Raw genomic sequence first — 19,576 nt, forward strand, 5'->3', positions numbered from 1 at the left:
CTGCAGATTAAAGTAGTTAATCTAGCAACAGCAGCTAACGTTAGTAAAAGTACGAATAAGGCTAACAGCAAAATTAATTAACTTGAGGCTAATATAAAGGTAAAACCATTGGAGGGATCAATAGAGCTAAAATATTGGGCTAATTTGACTAGCTTTAGTGGTTTAAATAGCTAAACAGAAATAACAGCAAATAATATGTAAATATTTAGTTCAAAAAAGAGTCGTTAACATAGCGAGTTCTTCGCTAGATAATACTGAGCGAGTCGTGACTGGACTAGCGATAATTTTACTTGCTGACTTAAGGTTACTGGTTTGCTCAAGCTGCTTTTCATGACGCTCGATACACTCAAGTAAAAAGTCGACTTGGAACTGGCTATCTACATCTAGAGTAGTAGCACTTGGTTTAATAGCAGTAAACATAAGCTTCCTCCTGATGCTTGTTAACTCGAATAAGATGTAATTTATATGCAATATTGCAGTACTCACTAAGAATAGGTGCTAGTAGCTGAATATCTGCTGTATAAGCCTTATTGAGTCATAGTCCTTTCAATCCTATTTAAGTATAGCCAAGGATTTTAAGTCTGCTTATTTTTCGAGCTGCATTAAAGTAAATTGGAGCAGGTACCTGAAATGTAATTGCTAAAACCTTATGAAACAGTATTTGTGAGTTATATACTCAAAGAAAACTTAGCGCGATACAAGCTCATTAAGCAAATTGCAGCATTAGCTTGAAAGTCGATATAGTCTGATTGAACTCGGCAGCAATTCCGATAAAACACCTAACCAGAATTAGTTTCCCCTCGACAGTAATAAAAAAGCGCTATATAGCGCCTTTTTTAATAAGGAGGCAACAACCTATTGCTACATCTTGCTTTGCAGATAATTTTGTAAACCGACTTTGTCGATTAAACCCAGCTGCTTTTCGAGCCAATACATATGATCAGACTCAGTCTCTTCTAGCAGAACCTCAAGGATCTCACGACTTTCATAGTCTTGTTTGCTTTCACAAAGCGCAATCGCACTGCGTAAGTTGTCTGCAACCTGATACTCATAAGCTAAGTCGTTCTTTAGCATCTGCTCGGTATCTTTACCAATGTTAAGCGGCTCTCGACTCGCCACATCTGGCGTGCCCTCAAGAAATAGAATCCGCTGTACCAATTTTTTAGCATGTTCACGTTCATCGTCACTTTCGTGAGAAATGCGCTCATGCAACTCATTCAGGCCCCAATCTTCATACATAAGGCCATGCACGAAATACTGATCCATTGCCGACAGTTCACCAGTAAGCAGCTTATTAAGAGTATCGATGACTTCTTTATTACCTTTCATAACGCCTCCTGTTAATCCATCTTAGATTGTAAGTAATTCTGCATCCCAGTAAGCGATATAAGCTCTAGCTGGGCTTCTAACCAATCGAGATGTTCTTCTTCATCTTCGAGTAAGTCTTCTAAAATATCTCTACTAACATAGTCAGCTTCGGTCTCACATAGAGCAATTGCTTCACGCAAAACGACCAGCTCTTCTTCTAGCATGACTTTGTCACACTCAAGCATCTCTTGACTGTGCTCACCAATACGTAACTTGTCTAATTGCTGCAAATTTGGCAGGCCTTCAAGGAACAACACCCGCTCAATTAATTTATCGGCATGTTTCATGTCTTGAATGGATTTTTTATAAGCCTTTTCATTGAGCTCACCTAGCCCCCAATTCTTAAACATGCGCGCATGGAGGAAATACTGATTAATTGCGGTAAGCTCGCTGGTCAGCACCTTGTTTAGCTGACTAATGACCTTAGGTTGTCCTTTCATCTGTTCATCCTTAGTTAAATTGATCTATATCAATGTTTACAACCTAGAACAAAAAACAATCAAATACAAATAAACTTTATATTTCAAAAGGTTAGTAAGGATAACCATTCTCATTACTACTACAATTATTAATAAGCAATTCATGAATTAAGCCAGCAATTACTGCAGCAAAACTAGGGGATTACAAGAGATGAGGATTATAATGATAAAAGACCGTCGTAACGTTAGGCCATTATCGTGGATATTTCGGCAGTAATAAGCGGCTGGCTTAGTTAAAAATGATATAAAAAAGGCTCCTTATTAAGGAGCCTTAAGTGTTGCAAGTTATGCAAAATTAGATGATACGGTTTTGTTCTAATTTTTCACGGCGTTCTTGTTCTGCCATACGTGCTTTGCGCTTATCGCATGGATCATCACAGTCACACGCCTTTTCAATTCCGAGCGCGCCTAAACCACCGCAGCTACCAGCCACAGCTTGCCGCTTGACTAAATAGCCTATCGACATTAAGAAAAAGAAACCTAATAAAACGACAAAGGCCGCAATAAATGTGCTCATATTCGACTCCAACTACTGAGTAACGAATGGTTTGAAAGCTTCACTGTAGAAAACTTTAAAGCCATCATCTTGCTTTTCAATAAGCATTATCGCTAGATGCTCACGTTTAGCAAGTTCTAGTGACGCTTGAGTACCTAATACCATCATAGCGGTAGCGTAACCATCTGCAATCATAGACTCTTCATGCAGCACTGTCACAGACGCTAACCTATGATTGATAGGGTAACCTGTACGCGGGTCAATCAAGTGTGAAAAACGCTGGCCGTCTTCTTCGTAATAATTACGATAATCACCTGATGTCGCCATCGCCATATTTTTTGGCGCTATCACTTGTTGAATACCATTACCACTATCACCAGGCTTCTCTATTGCAATGCGCCATGGTGAACCGTCGGCTTTAGTACCACGCAAACTGATCTCTCCACCAATTTCAACCAAATACCCCATTGGTTGATATTTATCCAACAAGGCGGCTATTTTATCAACACCGAAACCTTTTGCAATAGAAGATAAGTCGACATAGATATCAGGGTTAAGCTTACTGATCTTGTTACCTTCAACCACTATAGCGTCAATCCCAGTACGTTCTCTTGCAATATCAATCTCTTGCTGAGTAGGTATTTGAGTCGGTCTTTTATCAGGGCCAAAGCCCCATAAATTCACTAACGGTCCAAGCGTAATATCTAAGGCGCCATCAGTGGTCTTATATAATGCTAATCCTTCAGCAATTACTTTGGCAGTATCTTCCGACACTTCAACCTTATCTTGGCGAGTTAACTGATTAAATTTAGACAACTCAGAGTTCGGTCGGTATGTCGACATTTGATCATTGACTTGCTCTAAAGCTAAATCAATCTCTGCTTGCAGTAACTGGGGATCTGGCAGCTTATCATTAGGCACAACTTTAATGTGGTAAGTCGTGCCCATAGTGTTGCCAGACAGTGAAATCACTTCAGCTTGTTTAGTACAAGCTGAAATAAAAAAGGCTAACCCAATAAGGGCCAGCCAATTTACTAAGGTCTTAAACATATTGACCTAGATCTCCAATAAGAGAAGGGTTAGCCACCGAAGTCATCCAACAGGATGTTTTCATCTTCGACACCAAGATCTTTAAGCATACCGATAACAGCTGCATTCATCATTGGTGGGCCACACATGTAGTACTCACAATCTTCTGGTGCTTCATGGTCACGTAAGTAGTTTTCAAACAATACGTTATGAATAAAGCCAGTGTAGCCATCCCAGTTATCTTCAGGCTGTGGATCAGACAAGGCAACATGCCACTTAAAGTTGTCATTGTCTGCCGCTAGGCCATCGAAATCTTCTACATAGAACATTTCACGGCTAGAACGTGCACCGTACCAGAAGCTCATCTTACGCTTAGAGTTAAGACGCTTAAGCTGGTCGAAGATATGTGAGCGCATTGGCGCCATACCAGCACCACCACCGATAAATACCATTTCTGCGTCAGTTTCTTTAGCGAAGAACTCACCAAATGGACCAGAAATAGTCACCTTGTCACCTGCTTTTAGGCTAAAGATGTATGATGACATCTTACCGCAAGGCAGAGATAGATCACGTGGAGGTGGTGACGCAATACGTACGTTCAACATGATGATACCTTCCTCAAGAGGATAGTTCGCCATCGAGTATGCACGGATTGTTTCGTCATCAACTTTTGATTCTAAGTTGAAGAACCCAAAGTGTTCCCAGTCGCCACGGTATTCAGCAGGAATATCATAATCTGCATATTTAACATGGTGCGCAGGCGCTTCAATCTGAATATAACCACCCGCACGGAATGGAACAGAGTCGCCATCTGGAATTTGCAGCTTAAGCTCTTTAATGAAAGTGGCTTTGCTATCGTTAGAAATAACTTCACATTCCCACTTCTTAACACCAAAGATCTCTTCTTCTAGTTCAATCTCCATGTCAGTTTTTACGTTTACCTGACAAGATAAACGGCAACCGCCACGGGCTTCACCTTTGCTGATGTGGTCCATTTCAGTTGGTAGAATATCGCCACCACCTGATTTAACGTGGACTTTACACTGACCACAAGTACCACCGCCACCACAAGCAGACGATACGAAAATACCGCTTTCTGCTAACGCGCCAAGTAGCTTGCCACCAGCAGCAGTTTTAATTGCTTTATCAGCATCATCATTGATGCCAATAGTGACGTCACCGCTTGCTACTAGCTTTGATTTGGCGAATAAAATCACCAATACCAAGACTAATACGATTGCGGTAAACATACTCACACCGAGATATACATCGATTGGTGTAGATTCTAGAATACCCATTAACTTATCCTTAAAGGTTCAAATTAAGACGTCGTTATGGTGCCCCTTTACAGAGACACACCAGAGAACGACATGAAACCTAGAGCCATCAAACCAGCGGTAACAAAGGTAATACCTAGACCGCGAAGCCCATCAGGAACATCAGCATATTTTAACTTCTCACGGATACCAGCAAGCAGTACAAGTGCTAATGCCCAACCGATACCAGAACCAATACCAAACACTAAACTTTCACCTAGGTTGTAATCACGCTCAACCATGAAAGATACCGCACCGAAAATTGCGCAGTTTACTGTGATAAGTGGTAAGAAGATCCCCAATGCGTTGTATAACGGTGGGAAATACTTATCCAATGTCATTTCAAGGATTTGAACCAAAGCTGCAATCACACCGATAAAGGTGATGAACTTCAAGAAGCTCAAGTCAGCATCTGGAACACCTGCCCAAGCGAGTGCGCCTGGAGCAAGAATACCTTGATAGATGATTTGGTTAACCGGTACTGAAATTGCCAGTACAACGATAACTGCAACACCTAGACCCATGGCAGTTTTTACTTTCTTAGATACCGCAAGGAAAGTACACATACCAAGGAAAAAGGATAGCGCCATGTTTTCAATGAAAACAGAACGGATTAATAGACTAATATAATGTTCCATTATGCTTATCCTTTCGCTTCTACTTGCTCAGGCTTCATCACACGAATAATCCAGATCAATGCACCGATCAGGAAGAACGCACTTGGAGGAAGCAGCAATAGGCCGTTAGGCTGGTACCAGCCACCGTCTGAAATCTTGCTTAAGATTTCAATGCCAAATAGTGAACCATTACCAAACAACTCACGTACGAAGCCAACTGATAACAAGATTGCACCGTAACCTAGACCATTACCGATACCGTCCATGAAGCTCATCATTGGCGGAGTCTTCATCGCATAAGCCTCTGCACGGCCCATTACGATACAGTTAGTAATAATCAAACCAACGAATACAGACAGCTGCTTAGCAACATCGTAAGCGTAAGCTTGCAGTACTTGGTCAACCACGATTACTAGCGACGCAATAATCGTCATCTGCACGATAATACGTACACTGCTTGGAATGTGGTTACGGATCAGCGAGATGAATAAGTTAGACAAAGCACATACGGCAGTAAGTGCGATTGTCATTACCAAAGCGGTTTCCATTTTACTGGTTACAGCCAAGGCACTACATACACCCAAGATTTGCAAAGCAATCGGGTTGTTGCTGACAATAGGTCCTATTAGAACCGATTTAAGTTCTTTAGCATCAGCCATTAGCTAAGCCCTCCATTGCGAGCCTTTTCGATAAAGCGTGCAAAACCTTCTTCACCTAACCAAAATTCAAGTGAGTTTTGTACACCGTTACCGGTAAGCGTTGCACCAGATAATGCATCAACACCGTATGGCGAAGCAGCTACAGTTGGGTTTTTAGTGACGCTAATCGCTAGCTCACCCTTGTCGTTATATAGCTTCTTACCAGTCCACTTAGCAATCCACTGAGGATTTTGAACTTCACCACCTAGACCTGGTGTTTCACCAGAGCCGGTAAAGCTGTAGTAGACCAAACTACGAATCGTGTTCAAGTCTGGCTCAACCGCTAAGAAAGCAAACATTGTTGACCACAAGCCGTAACCTTTAACAGGGATAATCACTGTTTGTAGTTGCTTGTTATCATCATGCACTAGGTAAACAACAGCTTCATTAGCTACGCGTTTAACTGATGCAATGTCGTTTTCAGGCACAAATGAAGTAGCCGGAGTACGTGCTGCTTTTTCGGTATCAAAAGTATCAGCGTCGCCAGCAACAAACTCACCTGTTTTCAGGTCAACCAGTCTAGCTTCAACATACTTGTTGTATGTTTCTAGTACTTGCGCCTTTTCAATTTTACCTTCACGAGGATTGATAAGACCTGCCGCTTCTAGAATGTACTTTTGCTTATCAAGAAGCTTGTTTTCTTGCTGAGTTGGTTTCAACAATACTGCAGCCGTCGAAACGAACATTGAGCAGATGAAACACAAACCAACAACAACAAACAGCGTTCTACCGAAAGAATCTTTATTACTAGCCACGTGCAATCCTCCGCTTGATATTCGACTGAACCACGAAATGGTCAAATAATGGAGCAAATAGATTCGCGAACAAGATAGCCAACATCATGCCTTCAGGGAACGCAGGGTTGATAACGCGAATAAATACTGCCATAGCACCGATAAGAATACCGTAAGCCCATTTTGCGTTATTAGTGAAAGACGCTGAAACAGGGTCTGTCGCCATAAACATCATACCGAACGCAAAGCCACCTAAAACAAGGTGCCAGTACCAAGGCATTGCAAACATTGGGTTAGTATCGCTACCGATAAAGTTAAGTAGGTAAGAAACGGCAATCATACCGACCATCACACCACTAACAATGCGCCATGAAGCGATACGGGTATAGATGATAACCGCGCCACCAATTAAGATAGCTAAGGTAGAAACTTCACCAACAGAACCAGGAATGAAACCGAAGAAAGCGTTCCACCAGTCTTGTGTTAGACCGTATTCTAATGTGCCTTGCGCTGCTTGGCTCAGTGCTGTTGCACCAGAGAAGCCGTCTGCAACAACCCAAGTGGTGTCACCTGACATATTTAGCGGGTAAGCGAAGAATAGGAATGCACGACCGGCAAGAGCAGGGTTTAGGAAGTTACGGCCTGTACCACCAAAGATCTCTTTCGCAACCACAACACCAAAGGTAATACCTAGTGCAACCATCCATAGTGGAATTGTTGCTGGTAGTGTTAATGCGAAAAGGATTGAGGTAACAAAGAAACCTTCGTTAACTTCATGCCCACGTACTGATGCAAATAGTACTTCCCAAATACCACCGACAGCAAACGTCACTGCATATATGGGTAAGAACCAACAAGCGCCATACCACATTAATGCAGCGATGCCTGAGTTTGCAGTTAATTCAGTACCGAACATACCGAACATTGCGACCTGCCAAGTGTCAGGAGCAGCAAAACCAGCCGCTAATGCATCTTGAGCTTGCAAGCCGACGTTGAACATACCCAAAAACATCGCAGGGAATGTACATGCCCAAACCGTAATCATCATACGCTTCAGGTCCAGGTTATCGCGCACATGGGTACGACCCTTGTTTACGTGACCTGGCGTATAAAAGACAGTGTATGCAGCTTCAAAAAGTGCATAAAACTTCTCATATTTACCGCCTTTTTCAAACTGCGGTTCAATATTTTCGAAAAACTGTTTTAAGCCCATTAGCCTTCCCTCACAATCGTATCTAAGCAGTCACGTAGATATGACGCATAGTCATATTTACCTGGACATACGAAAGTACACAGTGCCAAATCTTCTTCGTCTAACTCCAACGCACCTAATGTAGCAGCGCCATCGTAGTCACCTGAAACAAGGTCACGAAGTAGCATTGTTGGCAAAATATCTAGCGGCATAACACGCTCATAGTTACCAATTGGCACCATTGCACGGTCACTACCACCTGTACTCGTTGTCATGTTGAACAGACGAGAAGATGAAAGGTGTCCGAGGAATGCACGTGTTATTGAGAATTTATTAGCGCCAGGCATTGCCCAACCGAATAGTTCTTTCTCTGTGCCTTCTTCTAGCAAGCTAACTTGGTTGTGATAACGACCAAGATAAGCATGAGGACCTATCGCGTTACGGCCGTTTAAAACAGAACCAGAGATAGAGCGAACTGTACCCTCAGCGGTTTCACCGTCAAGTAGCTGCACCATAGATGCACCAACATGAGTGCGAACTAAGCGAGGCTTAACAGCTTTAGGGCCGCCAATAGCAACAACACGTTGAGTATAAAGCTCACCGGTTGTGAACAACTTACCAACCGCAATCACGTCTTGGTAGTTGATGTGCCAAACTGTTCTAGTTACAGAAGCCGGTAATAGGTTATGAATGTGCGTACCTGGCAATCCCGCAGGATGCAGACCGGCAAACTCTTCAACCTGAGCATTAGCGCTTGGAATATCTGCGCCAGGTGCTTTACAAAGGTAAACCTTACCTTCAGTTAACTTTGAAAGTAGCTTTAGACCATTTTCAAAATCAGCTTTATGCTCTGCAATCACAACAACAGGATCTGCTGCTAATGGTTGAGTGTCGATAGCGGTGACGAAAATACCTGCAGCTGTAGAATCTACGCTAGGTACTTTGCTGAAAGGACGCGTACGCAAAGCAGTCCACAAACCTGATTGGATCAGGTTGTCACGTACTTGCTGTGTCTCAATCGTGTCGATAGCAGTGGCGTCATATTTAGCAAAAGAGATGCTTTCATCTCCTTCCACTTCTATAACAACAGACTGCAGAACACGCTGAGCGCCCCGGTTAACTTCGGAAATTGTGCCACTGGCTGAAGCTGTGTATATCACGCCTAGATTCTTCTTATCTTCAAAAAGAATCTGACCTTTTTTAACTTTATCTCCCACCTTAATTTTCATGGTAGGACGTAAGCCAATATACTCTTCACCCAAAATAGCTACATGTTTGATGGCTTTACCATCATGGATAACTTGTTCTGGCCCACCTGCAATAGGCAGGTCCAATCCTTTCTTTATTGTAATCATATCCACAAGCACTACGTTATGAAGGAAAGACAATGCGCCGCGTTCCTGCTAAACACACAAGTTTTAAACAAACCTCAAATTCGTGTTGAGCTAGCGCTAATTTATCGCCAAAGTGCGATCAAAATCACGCTGGTCGCGCGCATTTTACCCCAAATATCACGAGCTCGCCACGAAAATTGTCTCTGTTTTAAATGCTTAAGAGCGTTTTTGTAACAAACATCTTAAATTCGCGAAGATATTAAGAATCAATTAATATAGCCACAGGCCACATTCTCTATACATTTAAAGAGCTTAATTAACTTTTACGCTTTCATAACACTGTTATAGTTATTGTTAATAATAAAATTTACACTTTCGTTTAAATGCTGATTAATTGAACTCACGAGACGTGCATCACACAGAGGGACCAGCAAACAAAACACAGCACAAACTCTATTTCAAGCCTGCAAACTGGCTCACATATCACTAAAGCAAATAGCTAGCATTTAGCACTTAAAGCATGCTTAAAAGCTAAATAAGCGAATAATTAAATCTATATTGTTAACAAAATGAAGATTTTGACACTTTGCAAAACCTAAAGTTAAAACCCAAATCCAGCGTTAAACGTGAACACTGTTTAGCTGGCACAGAGGGATAATTGAACTAACAATAGCGAATGATTTCAATGCGTGCGCCAATAAGCTTTATCAGACAATTAAGCGATCAGCACAAAAAAAGCAGCCTAAGCTGCTTTTTCGTATATTTTAGCCATTTCTCTATCGGTTTATTCCATTAGAGGCCTTTTAAAATCTCTTCACTTAGGCTGAGGTCATCATTACGGTTAACGTTAATCCCTGCCGCAATAATATTACGTGCTATCGCTTTTGCTTGATCGAGTGAATGCATCTCATAAGTACCACACTGATACTCATTTAGCTCCGGGATCTCTGATTGCTCAGCAACCTTTAGTACATCTTGCATAGCCGCTAACCACGAGTCAGCGACAACAGACTCGCTAGGAGTGCCGATTAAGCTCATATAAAAACCTGTGCGGCAGCCCATTGGTGAGATATCGATAATTTCAATGTCACCACCATTTAAATGATCACGCATAAAGCCGGCAAAAAGGTGTTCTAACGTGTGTATGCCGCGCTCACTCAAAATATCTTTATTTGGCACACAAAAACGTAGATCAAATACAGTGATTGTATCGCCCTTAGGTGTGGCCATTGATTTAGCTACACGCACTGCAGGTGCGTTCATACGAGTATGGTCAACGGTAAAACTATCTAATAACGGCATGGCAATTCTCCAAATTCACCTAAGTAATCTACACTCACAAAGCCTCTGTGCTCGTGAACCTATTTATTTGTTAGCTCTACCCACTGTTGGCAGCAAAGGCTATTTTTATAGCAAATGATACTTACCCAGCATAAGCTTGTAGTCAACTAGAACTATCACAAAGATTTTTCATCGTTATCTCTTTTCTAACATTTATGACTTCTCTTCCCCAAACCTTAGCAGGATAAACTAGTGCTTAATTGCTTGATTAGTTTCACTACCACCCAGAGCCTAGAGGCTGATGTTACCTTAGTTATATGACAATGATGGTAGCACTCCCTTAGAGGCATTAGCGCCTAATACCAATCAGTATAAGAATTTGATCAGCTCAGAACGATTTTTGGCAAACTAATTCAAGGCGAATAGCTGTAATAATGGTTATTCCCTTATAAATCTATTCAACGCAGAAGTAGGCAGCCAAAAACGTTCCAAACTGGCGAGTTTTAGCGATTCTGATGCTGTGACTCTTAATAAACAAAGAGGGAACTTGAACGTAGAATAACTATGCCCTTCGCTCGTTGCGAGCTGCATGGATGCAGCGAATGTCATTAAAGCACGACTATAGTAGAGTAACGCAGGAGCAGTTACCGAGGAGTACTTAATGACCTTGCCTCAAAACCGCTAAACTCTCGCTGAGCGACTAAATGTTTATACTGATTGGTATAAATAGCCCTCCCCTAAAATCCACATACGAAAAAGCCACAGCAAATTGCCATGGCTTTAGATTACCTAACCGTCTTGTCCTAAATGTGTTTACACATTTAACCTTTACATTTAGGTGAAGCTGGTACGTCTGTTTCAGCAGCCCACTCTTGTGGCGTGTATGTGTGCATTGATAATGCATGTAAGCCTTGAGCAAACTCCTCAGCTAATGCCTCATTTACCGCACGATGACGGCCAATTAAGCGCTTACCTTCAAAGTCACTACTCGTCACAATGACTTTAAAGTGTGTTTCAGAGTTTGGTGGTACATGGTGATTATGGCTTTCGTTAATCACTTCTAAATGCGACGGCGATAAGGCCGCGGTGAGTTTTTCGGTAATGATCTGTGCTACTGACATAACGATGTTCTCGAATAAGGCATAAATGCGATTGCGGCAGAGTACTGCTATCGCCTTTAAAGATCAACTCATAGCACCATTGGCCTGTCGGCATACGACTTACAATAAACGATAACTAAGAGCTCACTTTAGAGAACCACCAAAACAAGCTAAGTAACTATCAAAGCTGTGCACCACTAATTATTTTAATTGATGGTAATTGACGATTAACTGCCTGAAAGTAAAGTTTATCCTAGACTCACTAACCTTTAAGCGTTTAGGTAATGAATGCTCCCAATCTTTTTGCATTGGCCAATGCATTATCAGCAGATCACCACTTTCCAAATAGAAGCAATGTTTTTGCTGTGTCTGCTTATGGCGAACAAAAAAGTCACGACTAGCTCCCACTGTAACCGAAGCAATATCGCTGCTAGGTGCTATCTCTTTTTCATCATCACTATGCCAGCCCATAGATTCATGACCATTAGCATAGCGATTAACTAATACGCCATTACTCAATAAGCCAAATTCTCGTTCCAGTTTATGGCGCAATTTTTGTGCATAATGCGGCCAAGGCTGCGCCTCAATAAATAGACCTGAATAAAAATAGTCACAGCCTAGATCAGCAAACCAAATTTGACTGCGAGGAATAGGATGGCTTTTACCATAAACCATAACTTCTGGGCGGGTTAACGGGTAACTATCAGCCTCTTTCAACAGCGCATTTTGTTGTTTTAAGTTGAGATAGCCTTTAATTAATGTACAAGGAGGCGAAAGCTTGCTTTGGCTTTGAGAGGTAACATCTCTATTAGACATCAAACCTGATTTGTCACTTGTTAGTAATAGAGCGCTATCGCAGTTAGAAAGGTTAGTTGGCTCTTTACCTGTTTCAGCTACTTTTTGCTGCTCAAAATTCAAGTCTACCTGCTTCATCTTAGCCTCTATTTTTGCTCTATTAATCATAATCACTCACAGAGTCAAAAAAGTCCCTTATCCACATCATATACCTGAGATCATAAATCTGCGATAATATGCGCCCTAATTTATTTGGTACTTATTGGCATATGACTACACAACTTTCTGTATCGGGTATAGAACTCGAACTCTTCCGTTACCCTAGCAGACAAGAATCGAATCTGCAGGCATGGGACGCTGCCGATGAGCACCTTATAAAACATCTAATCGATACTGAACAAAGCGTTGTAAATACCGCGATTATCAATGATAACTTTGGTGCGATCACTGCTGGGTTGTTATCTATTGATCCAAGCTGGCCGCTAACCTTAGAAACTGATGCGAAAACAAGTTTATTAGGTACAAACCAAAACCTTGAGCGTAACCAGTTAGCTACTGACACAATCAGTTGGGTCAACAGTCGTGATGAGTTACCACATGAGCTTGAGCTGGTATTGATGAAACTACCTAAAAATCTAAACTATTTTGCCCACCAGCTAAGTAGACTATCTCAGGTATTGCCAGCAGGTACTCAAGTTCTGATTGGCGCTAAAGCTAAATCAATTAATAAATCTTTATTAGAAACCATTAGCCAAAACCTAGGTCCTGCAAGTGCGAGCCTGACTTGGAAAAAGACTCGAGTTATTACCTGTATTAGTGATGGCAAGGCGCGTTCGTTACCAAAATCTACCACTTGGTCTGTAGCTGAGTTTAAACTGCAGATCAGTAACATGAGTAACGTATTTGCAGCCAACAAGCTCGATATTGGTGCTCGCATCATGCTTGATAATATGCCAAAGGGTGACTTTAAATCTATTGTCGACTTAGGTTGTGGTAACGGTATTTTAGGTCTGCATGCTAAACAAGTTTTCCCTGAAGCTTACATTCATTTTATCGATGACTCTGAAATGGCTGTAGCATCTGCAAGAGAAAACTGGCTAGCCAATAAACTTGATAATCCAGCATTAGTCGGTGAGCAAGCAACCTTTGGCTGGGATGACTGCTTAACTAATATGAGCGAAGGCTTCCGCCCAGATCTTGTGTTATGCAACCCACCATTTCATCAAGGTGAGGCCATCACCGACCATATTGCTTGGCAAATGTTTTTAGACGCTTTTAGACGTTTGAAAAACGGCGGCATTTTGCATGTTGTTGGTAACCGGCACCTGGCTTACCACGTAAAACTACAACGGATTTTCAAAAACTGCACTACAGTGGCATCGAACGGTAAGTTCGTTATTCTGCAAGCGCAGAAGATTAGTAAAAAAGCGCAAGATCCTGATGACTGTGCTATCGATATAAACGACGATAAGCCACATCCACAAAGCGCGCTTTACGGTAAGCCAAAAGCTTAATCAATATTGATTAGCTTTATACAACAAAATGGTGAGCAAAGTGCTCACCATTTTGTATAGTCAACTATTCAGTTTCTATCACAGGATCTCGACTTTCATCCGATTTTTCAGCACAGTTAACTGTCATAGCCGCTGGTTCTGACGTCGCAGGCGGAGCAAACAAAGCGCTAAACCGCTGAGACAACGTACGATTCGCTGCAAAAAACTCAGAAAACATATCTCGCCACTCAGTAAAGGTGACCACTAACGGGTTGAAACTATTGACGGGTTTAGTGATCCCATACTCGACAGTCTCTACCTCTTTCTCGTAGGTTCCAAAAAAACGATCCCAGATAATCAAAATACCTGCATAGTTTTTATCAATATATTGAGGGTTACGCCCATGATGTACTCTGTGGTGTGATGGCGTGTTAATGACCCATTCCAATATACCTAATGATCTAACCGCCTGAGTGTGCACAAAAAACTGCAATCCTAAATTTAATAGCACAACAAAGACAACCCAGTTAGGGTCAAACCCAACAACCACTAGCGGCAACCAAAAAACCCACATGCCAGCGAATGGGTACATTAAACTTTGGCGAAATGCCGTACTAAAGTTCATATTCTCTGAGCTATGGTGAGCCACATGAGCAGCCCACATCCAGCGGATCCTGTGGCTAGCTCGATGGAACCAGTAATAACAAAAGTCCTGCGCTACCATTAACACCACAAATGTCATTACATTCATTTCAATATCAAATAAACGCCAACCAAAAAACATCAAATATAACTTTGCGATAAGCAAACCAGCCAAGATATCCGTTAATTGATGCATTGCGGCTAAAGCAAAATTACAAAGTACCTCGGGTAATTGATAGCGGGCATTAAGCGGCAATTTATTTTGTCTATCTCCCATATACCACTCTAGCAATATACAGATGAAAAACACTGGTGCCAGTACTAGCAACAATACTTCTGGGTGCGCGATAAGTGCGTTAAAATCCATCTTTTATTGTCCTTATTGTCCTTATTGTCCTTATACTGAACTCTCTTTTAAGCCTGTCGTTTATTAAACGCAATTGAGTTCATTAAGCCATTACACGTAATGGTCGTTTTACCAACGCGCAAAATGGTCTTCTGTTAGCCCTAATACCTTTTGTAGCTGATGTTTTTGGCCAAAATTATCCGTAATCACGCCGTCAAAATAGCCTAAATATTGTCTAAAATTACTCTTTAACAGCCATAAGTTTAGCTTTTCTTTACGGCAATTTTTAGGTGTAAACCTCAAATCAACCTGACCATTTTCAGAATAAATCCGCCACGACTTTGCAGGCTCCATATCACTAATTTGCCGAATAAAATCAAAATGAACCGCACCAAGCAAATGACGTTCACCGTTGCACCAAAATACGTTTTCATGGCAACCAGTCTCATTAACTCCTGCTGCCAAGTTCAATCCGATAGATGATCCGTCCTTGGTTAAACTGTTTATGCTTGCCCAGCGCCAACTGGTTTCGCGGCGCATATAGCCAGCACTGAAGTCATAGCCAGCAGTTGCGCGCTGCAACGGCTGAGGCTCATGGTTAATCACTAAGCTCCCCGACACTTTTAATGCATTATGTTTTTGAGTATATGTCCAACCGCTGTAACCCGTTGGGTTACACATAGCCATAGGCAAACTGAGAGGTTCTGGTTGTAAATGCAAATTTGCCTCAATGCCCAAAGTATTAAGCTTTAGCTGCCAGACACCTTGTTCAATAACAAATTCAATACTGCCCTTTGCACTTTTTATTTTGCCGACACCTTGCATGGGCGACTCTGAAGTTTGATACCCCAGCCCTAAAGGCTTTAGCCAATTGACTTCAATAAGTTGATTTTGTTCAATATCGTAGAGATAGCAAAAGGCACTGCCGACATAGCGAATATCCGCCAGTGCGACACCAATAACGTAATGAGGGGTCACTATGCTAATAAACTGGAATTGCTTGTAATCGAAATGCTTCGCCCAACTCGATGCAGGTTTATCCATTTCATTAAAGTAGCCAAAGTGTTTGACACCAAGCTCCGTTACGGGACCATCAAAATGACCATATATCGCATGGCCTCTATCATCGATTAAACGCTGCGGCGCTGCAGAACTGGTTAATAATTTGGGCGTCCACTGGGCTGTATTCGTAGACATAAGTGTTAGGTCCTTAAGCTTACTTGACCTTTTACTCTAACTGGAACTGGCTCAGGTTAAAAGCGGTTAACCACATTTTTGTTACTAACATGTAAACTAATAAAAGACTTATTCTTTTAGCGCTTTTTAAGCTACCACAGCTTAAAAGCGGTAATTAACTCCTACCGAAAAATTATTGACCCTCATCTCTTGAATAGGCAGATATTGGTACTCCGCAGTAACGCCAACTCCTGACTTAAAGTCCATCCCCCACCCAACGGCCACGAACATATCAGAGCCATGACTCGATACTTCCCGTGAAGGTTCTTGGTTCCAAATATTCGTTATCTTGTACTTTAGGTGGGACTGAGTCACTCCGACTTTAGCAAATAGCTTATTAGCTTGTGACAGGTAAACGTGGCTATAAGCCGAGGCCCTAACTCCGGTATAACGCATATCTCTTACATCAAATAACACGCCACCTAATGTGCTCAATACTCCGCCGGTTCCTGCATAGGTCGCTGCTTCAATACCAAAATGTTCCGATAACATATAGCGGTAAAATAACTCAGTATTAATCCCGTCACTAACGCCGATCTCTTCACCATCAACTGATTCAAAATCTTGTAGACCAATACCTACTCCAGTCCCAATAACATGCTCAGCTTGAACTGGTACGCATGCTACTGTCGCTATGACGGCAAGCGTCAATCTCAATTTCATCGCTACACTCTATAATCACCATTATACGTCTTAGGCTACTCAATTGGCCTTAAGCTCAACTTAAGTCACGCCTAAGCAGTCTTAATTTGGCGAACAGTAAGCCACTTCCCAAACAAACTCAGCGACAGTGTAGCCGTTGTAAATCTGCAATAAAGTATCACTATAGCCAAGAGCCTTCATGTTCCTCTTGTTGATATGCAAGATTTATTTGCCATAAAAATGTGTTATCTAGCGGTATGAAATCAAGAGTCAATCATAAAAATAGCGCCTTAAATCGCGCTATTAAGTTGGTAATGGTTAAAAACGGTAACTGATACCAATACTCAAATTTTGTACTGTCAGTTCTTGAATTGGGATATATTGATATTCAATGTTCATGCCTAAATCTGAGTTAAACCTAATCCCCCATCCCACAGCTGTATACAGGTCTACACCATTGTCACTTAAAGACCTTACTCCACCATTACCGCCTTCTAAATCATAGCTAAGTTCATTCGCGCTGGCCCCCAGCTTAGCGTAAAGGCGGTTGCTTTGAGAGAGCATATATTCACCATATAGAGCTGTTCTAAATCCCTTATATTCAATGCTATTTACTTTGGTTATTATCCCTACAAACGCGCTCATAATGCCGCCACTACCAGAAAGGTAGCCCGCTTCAACACCAAAGTTATCGTGCCACATATAACGATAATAAATGTCATACATAACATTATCACCGCTTGTTGAGCTATCGCTTGTGATCCCCTCAAAATCTTGAGAACCATACCCCACATTAGCGCCCATAATATGATCGCCTTGAGCAGCCATTGCATCGCCACAGAGTAACCCAGCAACCAGCAAAGAAAGTATTCGCATATTAACTCCTTTAAATACGCTTTTAGAACAACAGTGAAACGCTCAGTTTATAAATAAATTAACGCTTCTCATCTATCAATTTCGCCATACTACAATAAGTTCTCGAGATTAATCCATAAGCAATATTAGCAACCGGTAAGCAACGATAAAAAGAGCAGCGTAGCTGCTGGAATACCAACGTTATTCTGGTATGCTGATAGCATCAAACATTTGTCTATGATAGTGAAAATGAAACGTTTACTTTTACTTATAACTGCAGCCATATCTGTAGTAGGTTGTGCTAACCAAGGGCCATCTCATATCGCACTTAATCCAGAAGTCCCTGCGATTGAACTACAAACGGAGTCGGCACTTCCCGTCGCACTTGAGACTATCGATACACGCTCAGCGAACTTTATCGTCCGCTTTAATGACGGCGACAAAGCTGCACGCTTAGTGAGCCCGTCAGAAGCTCCACGAGTACAAATGGATCAAGTATTCAGGGATGGATTTACTCAAGCTGGCTACCGCATTGACCCTGGCTCTGTTAAACATATGCAGATCCAGTTAGAGCAACTGCTTACCGACGTTGACGAGGGTACCTTTGGTTTTGAAGCAAATAGCCAAGTGATCATTAATGTTATTGCTAAAAACGCTAATCAAGAACTGACTAAACGCTACCGCGCGAAAGGACTATTGAAAGGCCCATTCGGTGCTGACTTTGCTACGCTTGAACTAGAGATGAATAAGCTCATTGGCGAGTTAACTCAAAATATTATTAACGACCCAGAGCTGAATCAGTTTATTCAGCAATAAGTCTCAGCTTATAAAAGGACATATTATGAAAGCTTGGATTTTAAAATCACTTGCGTCTGTGAGTTTATTGTTTGCAAGTCAGGTTTGCTATGCAGTAGACATTCAGCCTAATACGCTTTATCCGCAAGTCGCACTAGAAACCAGCATGGGGAAAATCGTTGTAGAGCTTGATAGAACTCGCGCACCAATAACAGTTGATAACTTTCTCACCTATGTTGTTAAAGGCCATTACGATAATACCCTATTCCATCGTGTTATCGCTGACTTTGTTGTGCAAGGTGGCGGCTTAGATTTAAACAAACAAGAAAAGCCAACCGCCGATTTAATTGTTAATGAGTCAGGTAATGGCCTATCTAATTTAACCGGCACTATTGCAATGGCCCGTGAAGCAGAGCCTCATACAGCTAGTAGTCAATTCTACTTTAATGTGGTCGACAATGAGAAATTAGATCCCTCTTCTCGCCGTTGGGGTTATGCTGTATTTGGTGAAGTAACTGAGGGGATGGATGTACTACAAGCCATGTCTTTAGTCCCTACTGAATTTAATACCACTGTTGACTGGCCTGATTTTCCGGTACAAGACATCGTATTAAAGAAGGCAACGTTATTACCACGTAACTAATCAGTAATTAGATCATGCGTATTTTAGGCGTGTTTAAATTTGAAACAATTTTGAATTTTTTTGAAATTTTTTGAGTCAAAGCTCAAAGTTGATGCCTATACTTATTGGCGTATATGATAAAGAGGCGGCTCAATGACGGCGGATGAATTCATTGATGGTAAGGCGCCCCAACTGGCTTTCTACGGAAAAGCATTTTTGAGCGATAAGCTCGACTTCAACGAAATCCAGTTATATCTATGGGACACCCTTGAAGAATGGCAGACGTACAATCATCAGGGTGATGCGCAAACAGATATGGAACGTGTGTTCTGGCACTTGTTACACGCCTTTGATAGGTGGCCCAGCTGGGCAATTAGAGGAAATCAATTTTTGCGCAAGCAAGTTGATGACTGCTGTGATTACTTAAGTCTAGGCGGGCAAATTCCTCAAGGTTGTATCGGGATCAGACCTTGAATCCAAAGCTGTAATATCACATCAAAAAGTAA

The 19,576-nt window shown here is 41.7% G+C and carries 22 protein-coding genes; 4 read left to right on the forward strand and 18 right to left on the reverse strand.

Annotated elements, in window-relative coordinates; all coding sequences use genetic code 11:
- Positions 1-210: 210 nt before the first annotated feature.
- The 14 genes from AB4298_RS15980 to AB4298_RS16045 all read right to left on the reverse strand — a co-directional run bounded on the left by AB4298_RS15980 (position 211) and on the right by AB4298_RS16045 (position 12,460).
- Positions 211-420 (reverse strand): hypothetical protein, encoded by a 210-nt coding sequence (locus AB4298_RS15980; RefSeq protein ID WP_371987471.1) that lies wholly within the window; start codon positions 418-420, stop codon positions 211-213.
- A 441-nt stretch (positions 421-861) separates the two neighbouring features.
- Entirely contained in the window at positions 862-1,329 is a 468-nt protein-coding gene (gene bfr, locus AB4298_RS15985) for a bacterioferritin (RefSeq protein ID WP_248998694.1), read from the reverse strand.
- Between the two features lie 11 nt (positions 1,330-1,340).
- Positions 1,341-1,808 carry a bacterioferritin gene (gene bfr / locus AB4298_RS15990; RefSeq protein ID WP_248998695.1) on the reverse strand — a complete coding sequence of 156 codons (468 nt, stop codon included), beginning with the start codon at positions 1,806-1,808 and terminating at the stop codon, positions 1,341-1,343.
- Positions 1,809-2,142: 334 nt separating this feature from the next.
- Complete coding sequence (gene nqrM, locus AB4298_RS15995) at positions 2,143-2,364, reverse strand: (Na+)-NQR maturation NqrM (RefSeq protein ID WP_012156314.1); 222 nt, start codon at positions 2,362-2,364, stop codon at positions 2,143-2,145.
- A 12-nt stretch (positions 2,365-2,376) separates the two neighbouring features.
- The gene (locus tag AB4298_RS16000) at positions 2,377-3,393 is read right to left on the reverse strand and encodes an FAD:protein FMN transferase (RefSeq protein ID WP_371987472.1); all 1,017 of its coding nucleotides are present in this window, start codon (positions 3,391-3,393) and stop codon (positions 2,377-2,379) included.
- A gap of 29 nt (positions 3,394-3,422) precedes the next feature.
- Entirely contained in the window at positions 3,423-4,670 is a 1,248-nt protein-coding gene (gene nqrF, locus AB4298_RS16005) for an NADH:ubiquinone reductase (Na(+)-transporting) subunit F (RefSeq protein ID WP_248998697.1), read from the reverse strand.
- A 47-nt stretch (positions 4,671-4,717) separates the two neighbouring features.
- On the reverse strand, positions 4,718-5,326 hold the full coding sequence (nqrE, locus tag AB4298_RS16010; RefSeq protein ID WP_220780036.1) for an NADH:ubiquinone reductase (Na(+)-transporting) subunit E: 609 nt from the start codon (positions 5,324-5,326) through the stop codon (positions 4,718-4,720).
- Between the two features lie 5 nt (positions 5,327-5,331).
- Positions 5,332-5,964 carry an NADH:ubiquinone reductase (Na(+)-transporting) subunit D gene (locus tag AB4298_RS16015; protein WP_028769180.1) on the reverse strand — a complete coding sequence of 211 codons (633 nt, stop codon included), beginning with the start codon at positions 5,962-5,964 and terminating at the stop codon, positions 5,332-5,334.
- Positions 5,964-6,758, reverse strand: coding sequence for a Na(+)-translocating NADH-quinone reductase subunit C (locus AB4298_RS16020; RefSeq protein WP_220780037.1), 795 nt, complete (start codon positions 6,756-6,758; stop codon positions 5,964-5,966). Before AB4298_RS16020 ends, AB4298_RS16015 begins: the two co-directional genes overlap by 1 nt.
- On the reverse strand, positions 6,751-7,950 hold the full coding sequence (locus tag AB4298_RS16025; protein ID WP_248998698.1) for an NADH:ubiquinone reductase (Na(+)-transporting) subunit B: 1,200 nt from the start codon (positions 7,948-7,950) through the stop codon (positions 6,751-6,753). The genes AB4298_RS16020 and AB4298_RS16025 overlap by 8 nt, the downstream gene beginning before the upstream one ends.
- A complete protein-coding gene (locus AB4298_RS16030) occupies positions 7,950-9,284 on the reverse strand; it encodes a Na(+)-translocating NADH-quinone reductase subunit A (RefSeq protein WP_371987474.1) in 1,335 nt (444 codons plus the stop codon). The genes AB4298_RS16025 and AB4298_RS16030 overlap by 1 nt, the downstream gene beginning before the upstream one ends.
- Positions 9,285-10,055: 771 nt before the next feature.
- A complete protein-coding gene (gene luxS, locus AB4298_RS16035; protein WP_371987475.1) occupies positions 10,056-10,565 on the reverse strand; it encodes an S-ribosylhomocysteine lyase in 510 nt (169 codons plus the stop codon).
- Positions 10,566-11,365: 800 nt separating this feature from the next.
- On the reverse strand, positions 11,366-11,665 hold the full coding sequence (locus AB4298_RS16040) for a BolA family protein (RefSeq protein WP_248998701.1): 300 nt from the start codon (positions 11,663-11,665) through the stop codon (positions 11,366-11,368).
- Positions 11,666-11,845: 180 nt separating this feature from the next.
- Positions 11,846-12,460, reverse strand: coding sequence for an alpha-ketoglutarate-dependent dioxygenase AlkB family protein (locus AB4298_RS16045; RefSeq protein ID WP_248998759.1), 615 nt, complete (start codon positions 12,458-12,460; stop codon positions 11,846-11,848).
- Positions 12,461-12,708: 248 nt separating this feature from the next.
- Between AB4298_RS16045 and AB4298_RS16050 the strand changes: the two genes are divergently transcribed.
- Positions 12,709-13,953 (forward strand): methyltransferase, encoded by a 1,245-nt coding sequence (locus AB4298_RS16050; protein WP_248998702.1) that lies wholly within the window; start codon positions 12,709-12,711, stop codon positions 13,951-13,953.
- A 64-nt stretch (positions 13,954-14,017) separates the two neighbouring features.
- Here AB4298_RS16050 and AB4298_RS16055 read toward each other — a convergent pair whose 3' ends face one another.
- The 4 genes from AB4298_RS16055 to AB4298_RS16070 form a co-directional block, all read right to left on the reverse strand.
- Positions 14,018-14,941 carry a sterol desaturase family protein gene (locus AB4298_RS16055; protein WP_248998703.1) on the reverse strand — a complete coding sequence of 308 codons (924 nt, stop codon included), beginning with the start codon at positions 14,939-14,941 and terminating at the stop codon, positions 14,018-14,020.
- A 108-nt stretch (positions 14,942-15,049) separates the two neighbouring features.
- Positions 15,050-16,117, reverse strand: coding sequence for a DUF2804 domain-containing protein (locus tag AB4298_RS16060; RefSeq protein ID WP_371987477.1), 1,068 nt, complete (start codon positions 16,115-16,117; stop codon positions 15,050-15,052).
- 141 nt (positions 16,118-16,258) lie between these two features.
- Positions 16,259-16,819: a porin family protein gene (locus AB4298_RS16065; RefSeq protein ID WP_248998705.1), complete on the reverse strand. Its 561-nt coding sequence runs from the start codon at positions 16,817-16,819 to the stop codon at positions 16,259-16,261.
- Between the two features lie 297 nt (positions 16,820-17,116).
- A complete protein-coding gene (locus AB4298_RS16070; protein ID WP_248998706.1) occupies positions 17,117-17,674 on the reverse strand; it encodes a porin family protein in 558 nt (185 codons plus the stop codon).
- Positions 17,675-17,902: 228 nt separating this feature from the next.
- Between AB4298_RS16070 and AB4298_RS16075 the strand changes: the two genes are divergently transcribed.
- The 3 genes from AB4298_RS16075 (at position 17,903) to AB4298_RS16085 (ending at position 19,544) form a co-directional block, all read left to right on the forward strand.
- The gene (locus AB4298_RS16075; RefSeq protein WP_248998707.1) at positions 17,903-18,469 is read left to right on the forward strand and encodes a YajG family lipoprotein; all 567 of its coding nucleotides are present in this window, start codon (positions 17,903-17,905) and stop codon (positions 18,467-18,469) included.
- Positions 18,470-18,494: 25 nt separating this feature from the next.
- On the forward strand, positions 18,495-19,091 hold the full coding sequence (locus AB4298_RS16080) for a peptidylprolyl isomerase (protein ID WP_248998708.1): 597 nt from the start codon (positions 18,495-18,497) through the stop codon (positions 19,089-19,091).
- A 132-nt stretch (positions 19,092-19,223) separates the two neighbouring features.
- The gene (locus AB4298_RS16085) at positions 19,224-19,544 is read left to right on the forward strand and encodes a hypothetical protein (RefSeq protein ID WP_248998709.1); all 321 of its coding nucleotides are present in this window, start codon (positions 19,224-19,226) and stop codon (positions 19,542-19,544) included.
- Positions 19,545-19,576: the final 32 nt, after the last annotated feature.

It is taken from the genome of Shewanella sp. 10N.261.52.F9, from assembly GCF_041471165.1.
GTDB lineage: Bacteria > Pseudomonadota > Gammaproteobacteria > Enterobacterales > Shewanellaceae > Shewanella > Shewanella marinintestina.

Excerpts from the sequence above, each read along its gene's own strand:
- AB4298_RS15980 (WP_371987471.1), bottom strand. The coding sequence starts at position 420 with ATGTTTACTGCTATTAAACCAAGTGCTACTACTCTAGATGTAGATAGC.
- bfr (WP_248998694.1), bottom strand. The coding sequence starts at position 1,329 with ATGAAAGGTAATAAAGAAGTCATCGATACTCTTAATAAGCTGCTTACT.
- bfr (WP_248998695.1), bottom strand. The coding sequence starts at position 1,808 with ATGAAAGGACAACCTAAGGTCATTAGTCAGCTAAACAAGGTGCTGACC.
- nqrM (WP_012156314.1), bottom strand. The coding sequence starts at position 2,364 with ATGAGCACATTTATTGCGGCCTTTGTCGTTTTATTAGGTTTCTTTTTC.
- AB4298_RS16000 (WP_371987472.1), bottom strand. The coding sequence starts at position 3,393 with ATGTTTAAGACCTTAGTAAATTGGCTGGCCCTTATTGGGTTAGCCTTT.
- nqrF (WP_248998697.1), bottom strand. The coding sequence starts at position 4,670 with ATGGGTATTCTAGAATCTACACCAATCGATGTATATCTCGGTGTGAGT.
- nqrE (WP_220780036.1), bottom strand. The coding sequence starts at position 5,326 with ATGGAACATTATATTAGTCTATTAATCCGTTCTGTTTTCATTGAAAAC.
- AB4298_RS16015 (WP_028769180.1), bottom strand. The coding sequence starts at position 5,964 with ATGGCTGATGCTAAAGAACTTAAATCGGTTCTAATAGGACCTATTGTC.
- AB4298_RS16025 (WP_248998698.1), bottom strand. The coding sequence starts at position 7,950 with ATGGGCTTAAAACAGTTTTTCGAAAATATTGAACCGCAGTTTGAAAAA.
- AB4298_RS16030 (WP_371987474.1), bottom strand. The coding sequence starts at position 9,284 with ATGATTACAATAAAGAAAGGATTGGACCTGCCTATTGCAGGTGGGCCA.
- luxS (WP_371987475.1), bottom strand. The coding sequence starts at position 10,565 with ATGCCGTTATTAGATAGTTTTACCGTTGACCATACTCGTATGAACGCA.
- AB4298_RS16040 (WP_248998701.1), bottom strand. The coding sequence starts at position 11,665 with ATGTCAGTAGCACAGATCATTACCGAAAAACTCACCGCGGCCTTATCG.
- AB4298_RS16045 (WP_248998759.1), bottom strand. The coding sequence starts at position 12,460 with ATGTCTAATAGAGATGTTACCTCTCAAAGCCAAAGCAAGCTTTCGCCT.
- AB4298_RS16050 (WP_248998702.1), top strand. The coding sequence starts at position 12,709 with ATGACTACACAACTTTCTGTATCGGGTATAGAACTCGAACTCTTCCGT.
- AB4298_RS16055 (WP_248998703.1), bottom strand. The coding sequence starts at position 14,941 with ATGGATTTTAACGCACTTATCGCGCACCCAGAAGTATTGTTGCTAGTA.
- AB4298_RS16060 (WP_371987477.1), bottom strand. The coding sequence starts at position 16,117 with ATGTCTACGAATACAGCCCAGTGGACGCCCAAATTATTAACCAGTTCT.
- AB4298_RS16065 (WP_248998705.1), bottom strand. The coding sequence starts at position 16,819 with ATGAAATTGAGATTGACGCTTGCCGTCATAGCGACAGTAGCATGCGTA.
- AB4298_RS16070 (WP_248998706.1), bottom strand. The coding sequence starts at position 17,674 with ATGCGAATACTTTCTTTGCTGGTTGCTGGGTTACTCTGTGGCGATGCA.
- AB4298_RS16075 (WP_248998707.1), top strand. The coding sequence starts at position 17,903 with ATGAAACGTTTACTTTTACTTATAACTGCAGCCATATCTGTAGTAGGT.
- AB4298_RS16080 (WP_248998708.1), top strand. The coding sequence starts at position 18,495 with ATGAAAGCTTGGATTTTAAAATCACTTGCGTCTGTGAGTTTATTGTTT.
- AB4298_RS16085 (WP_248998709.1), top strand. The coding sequence starts at position 19,224 with ATGACGGCGGATGAATTCATTGATGGTAAGGCGCCCCAACTGGCTTTC.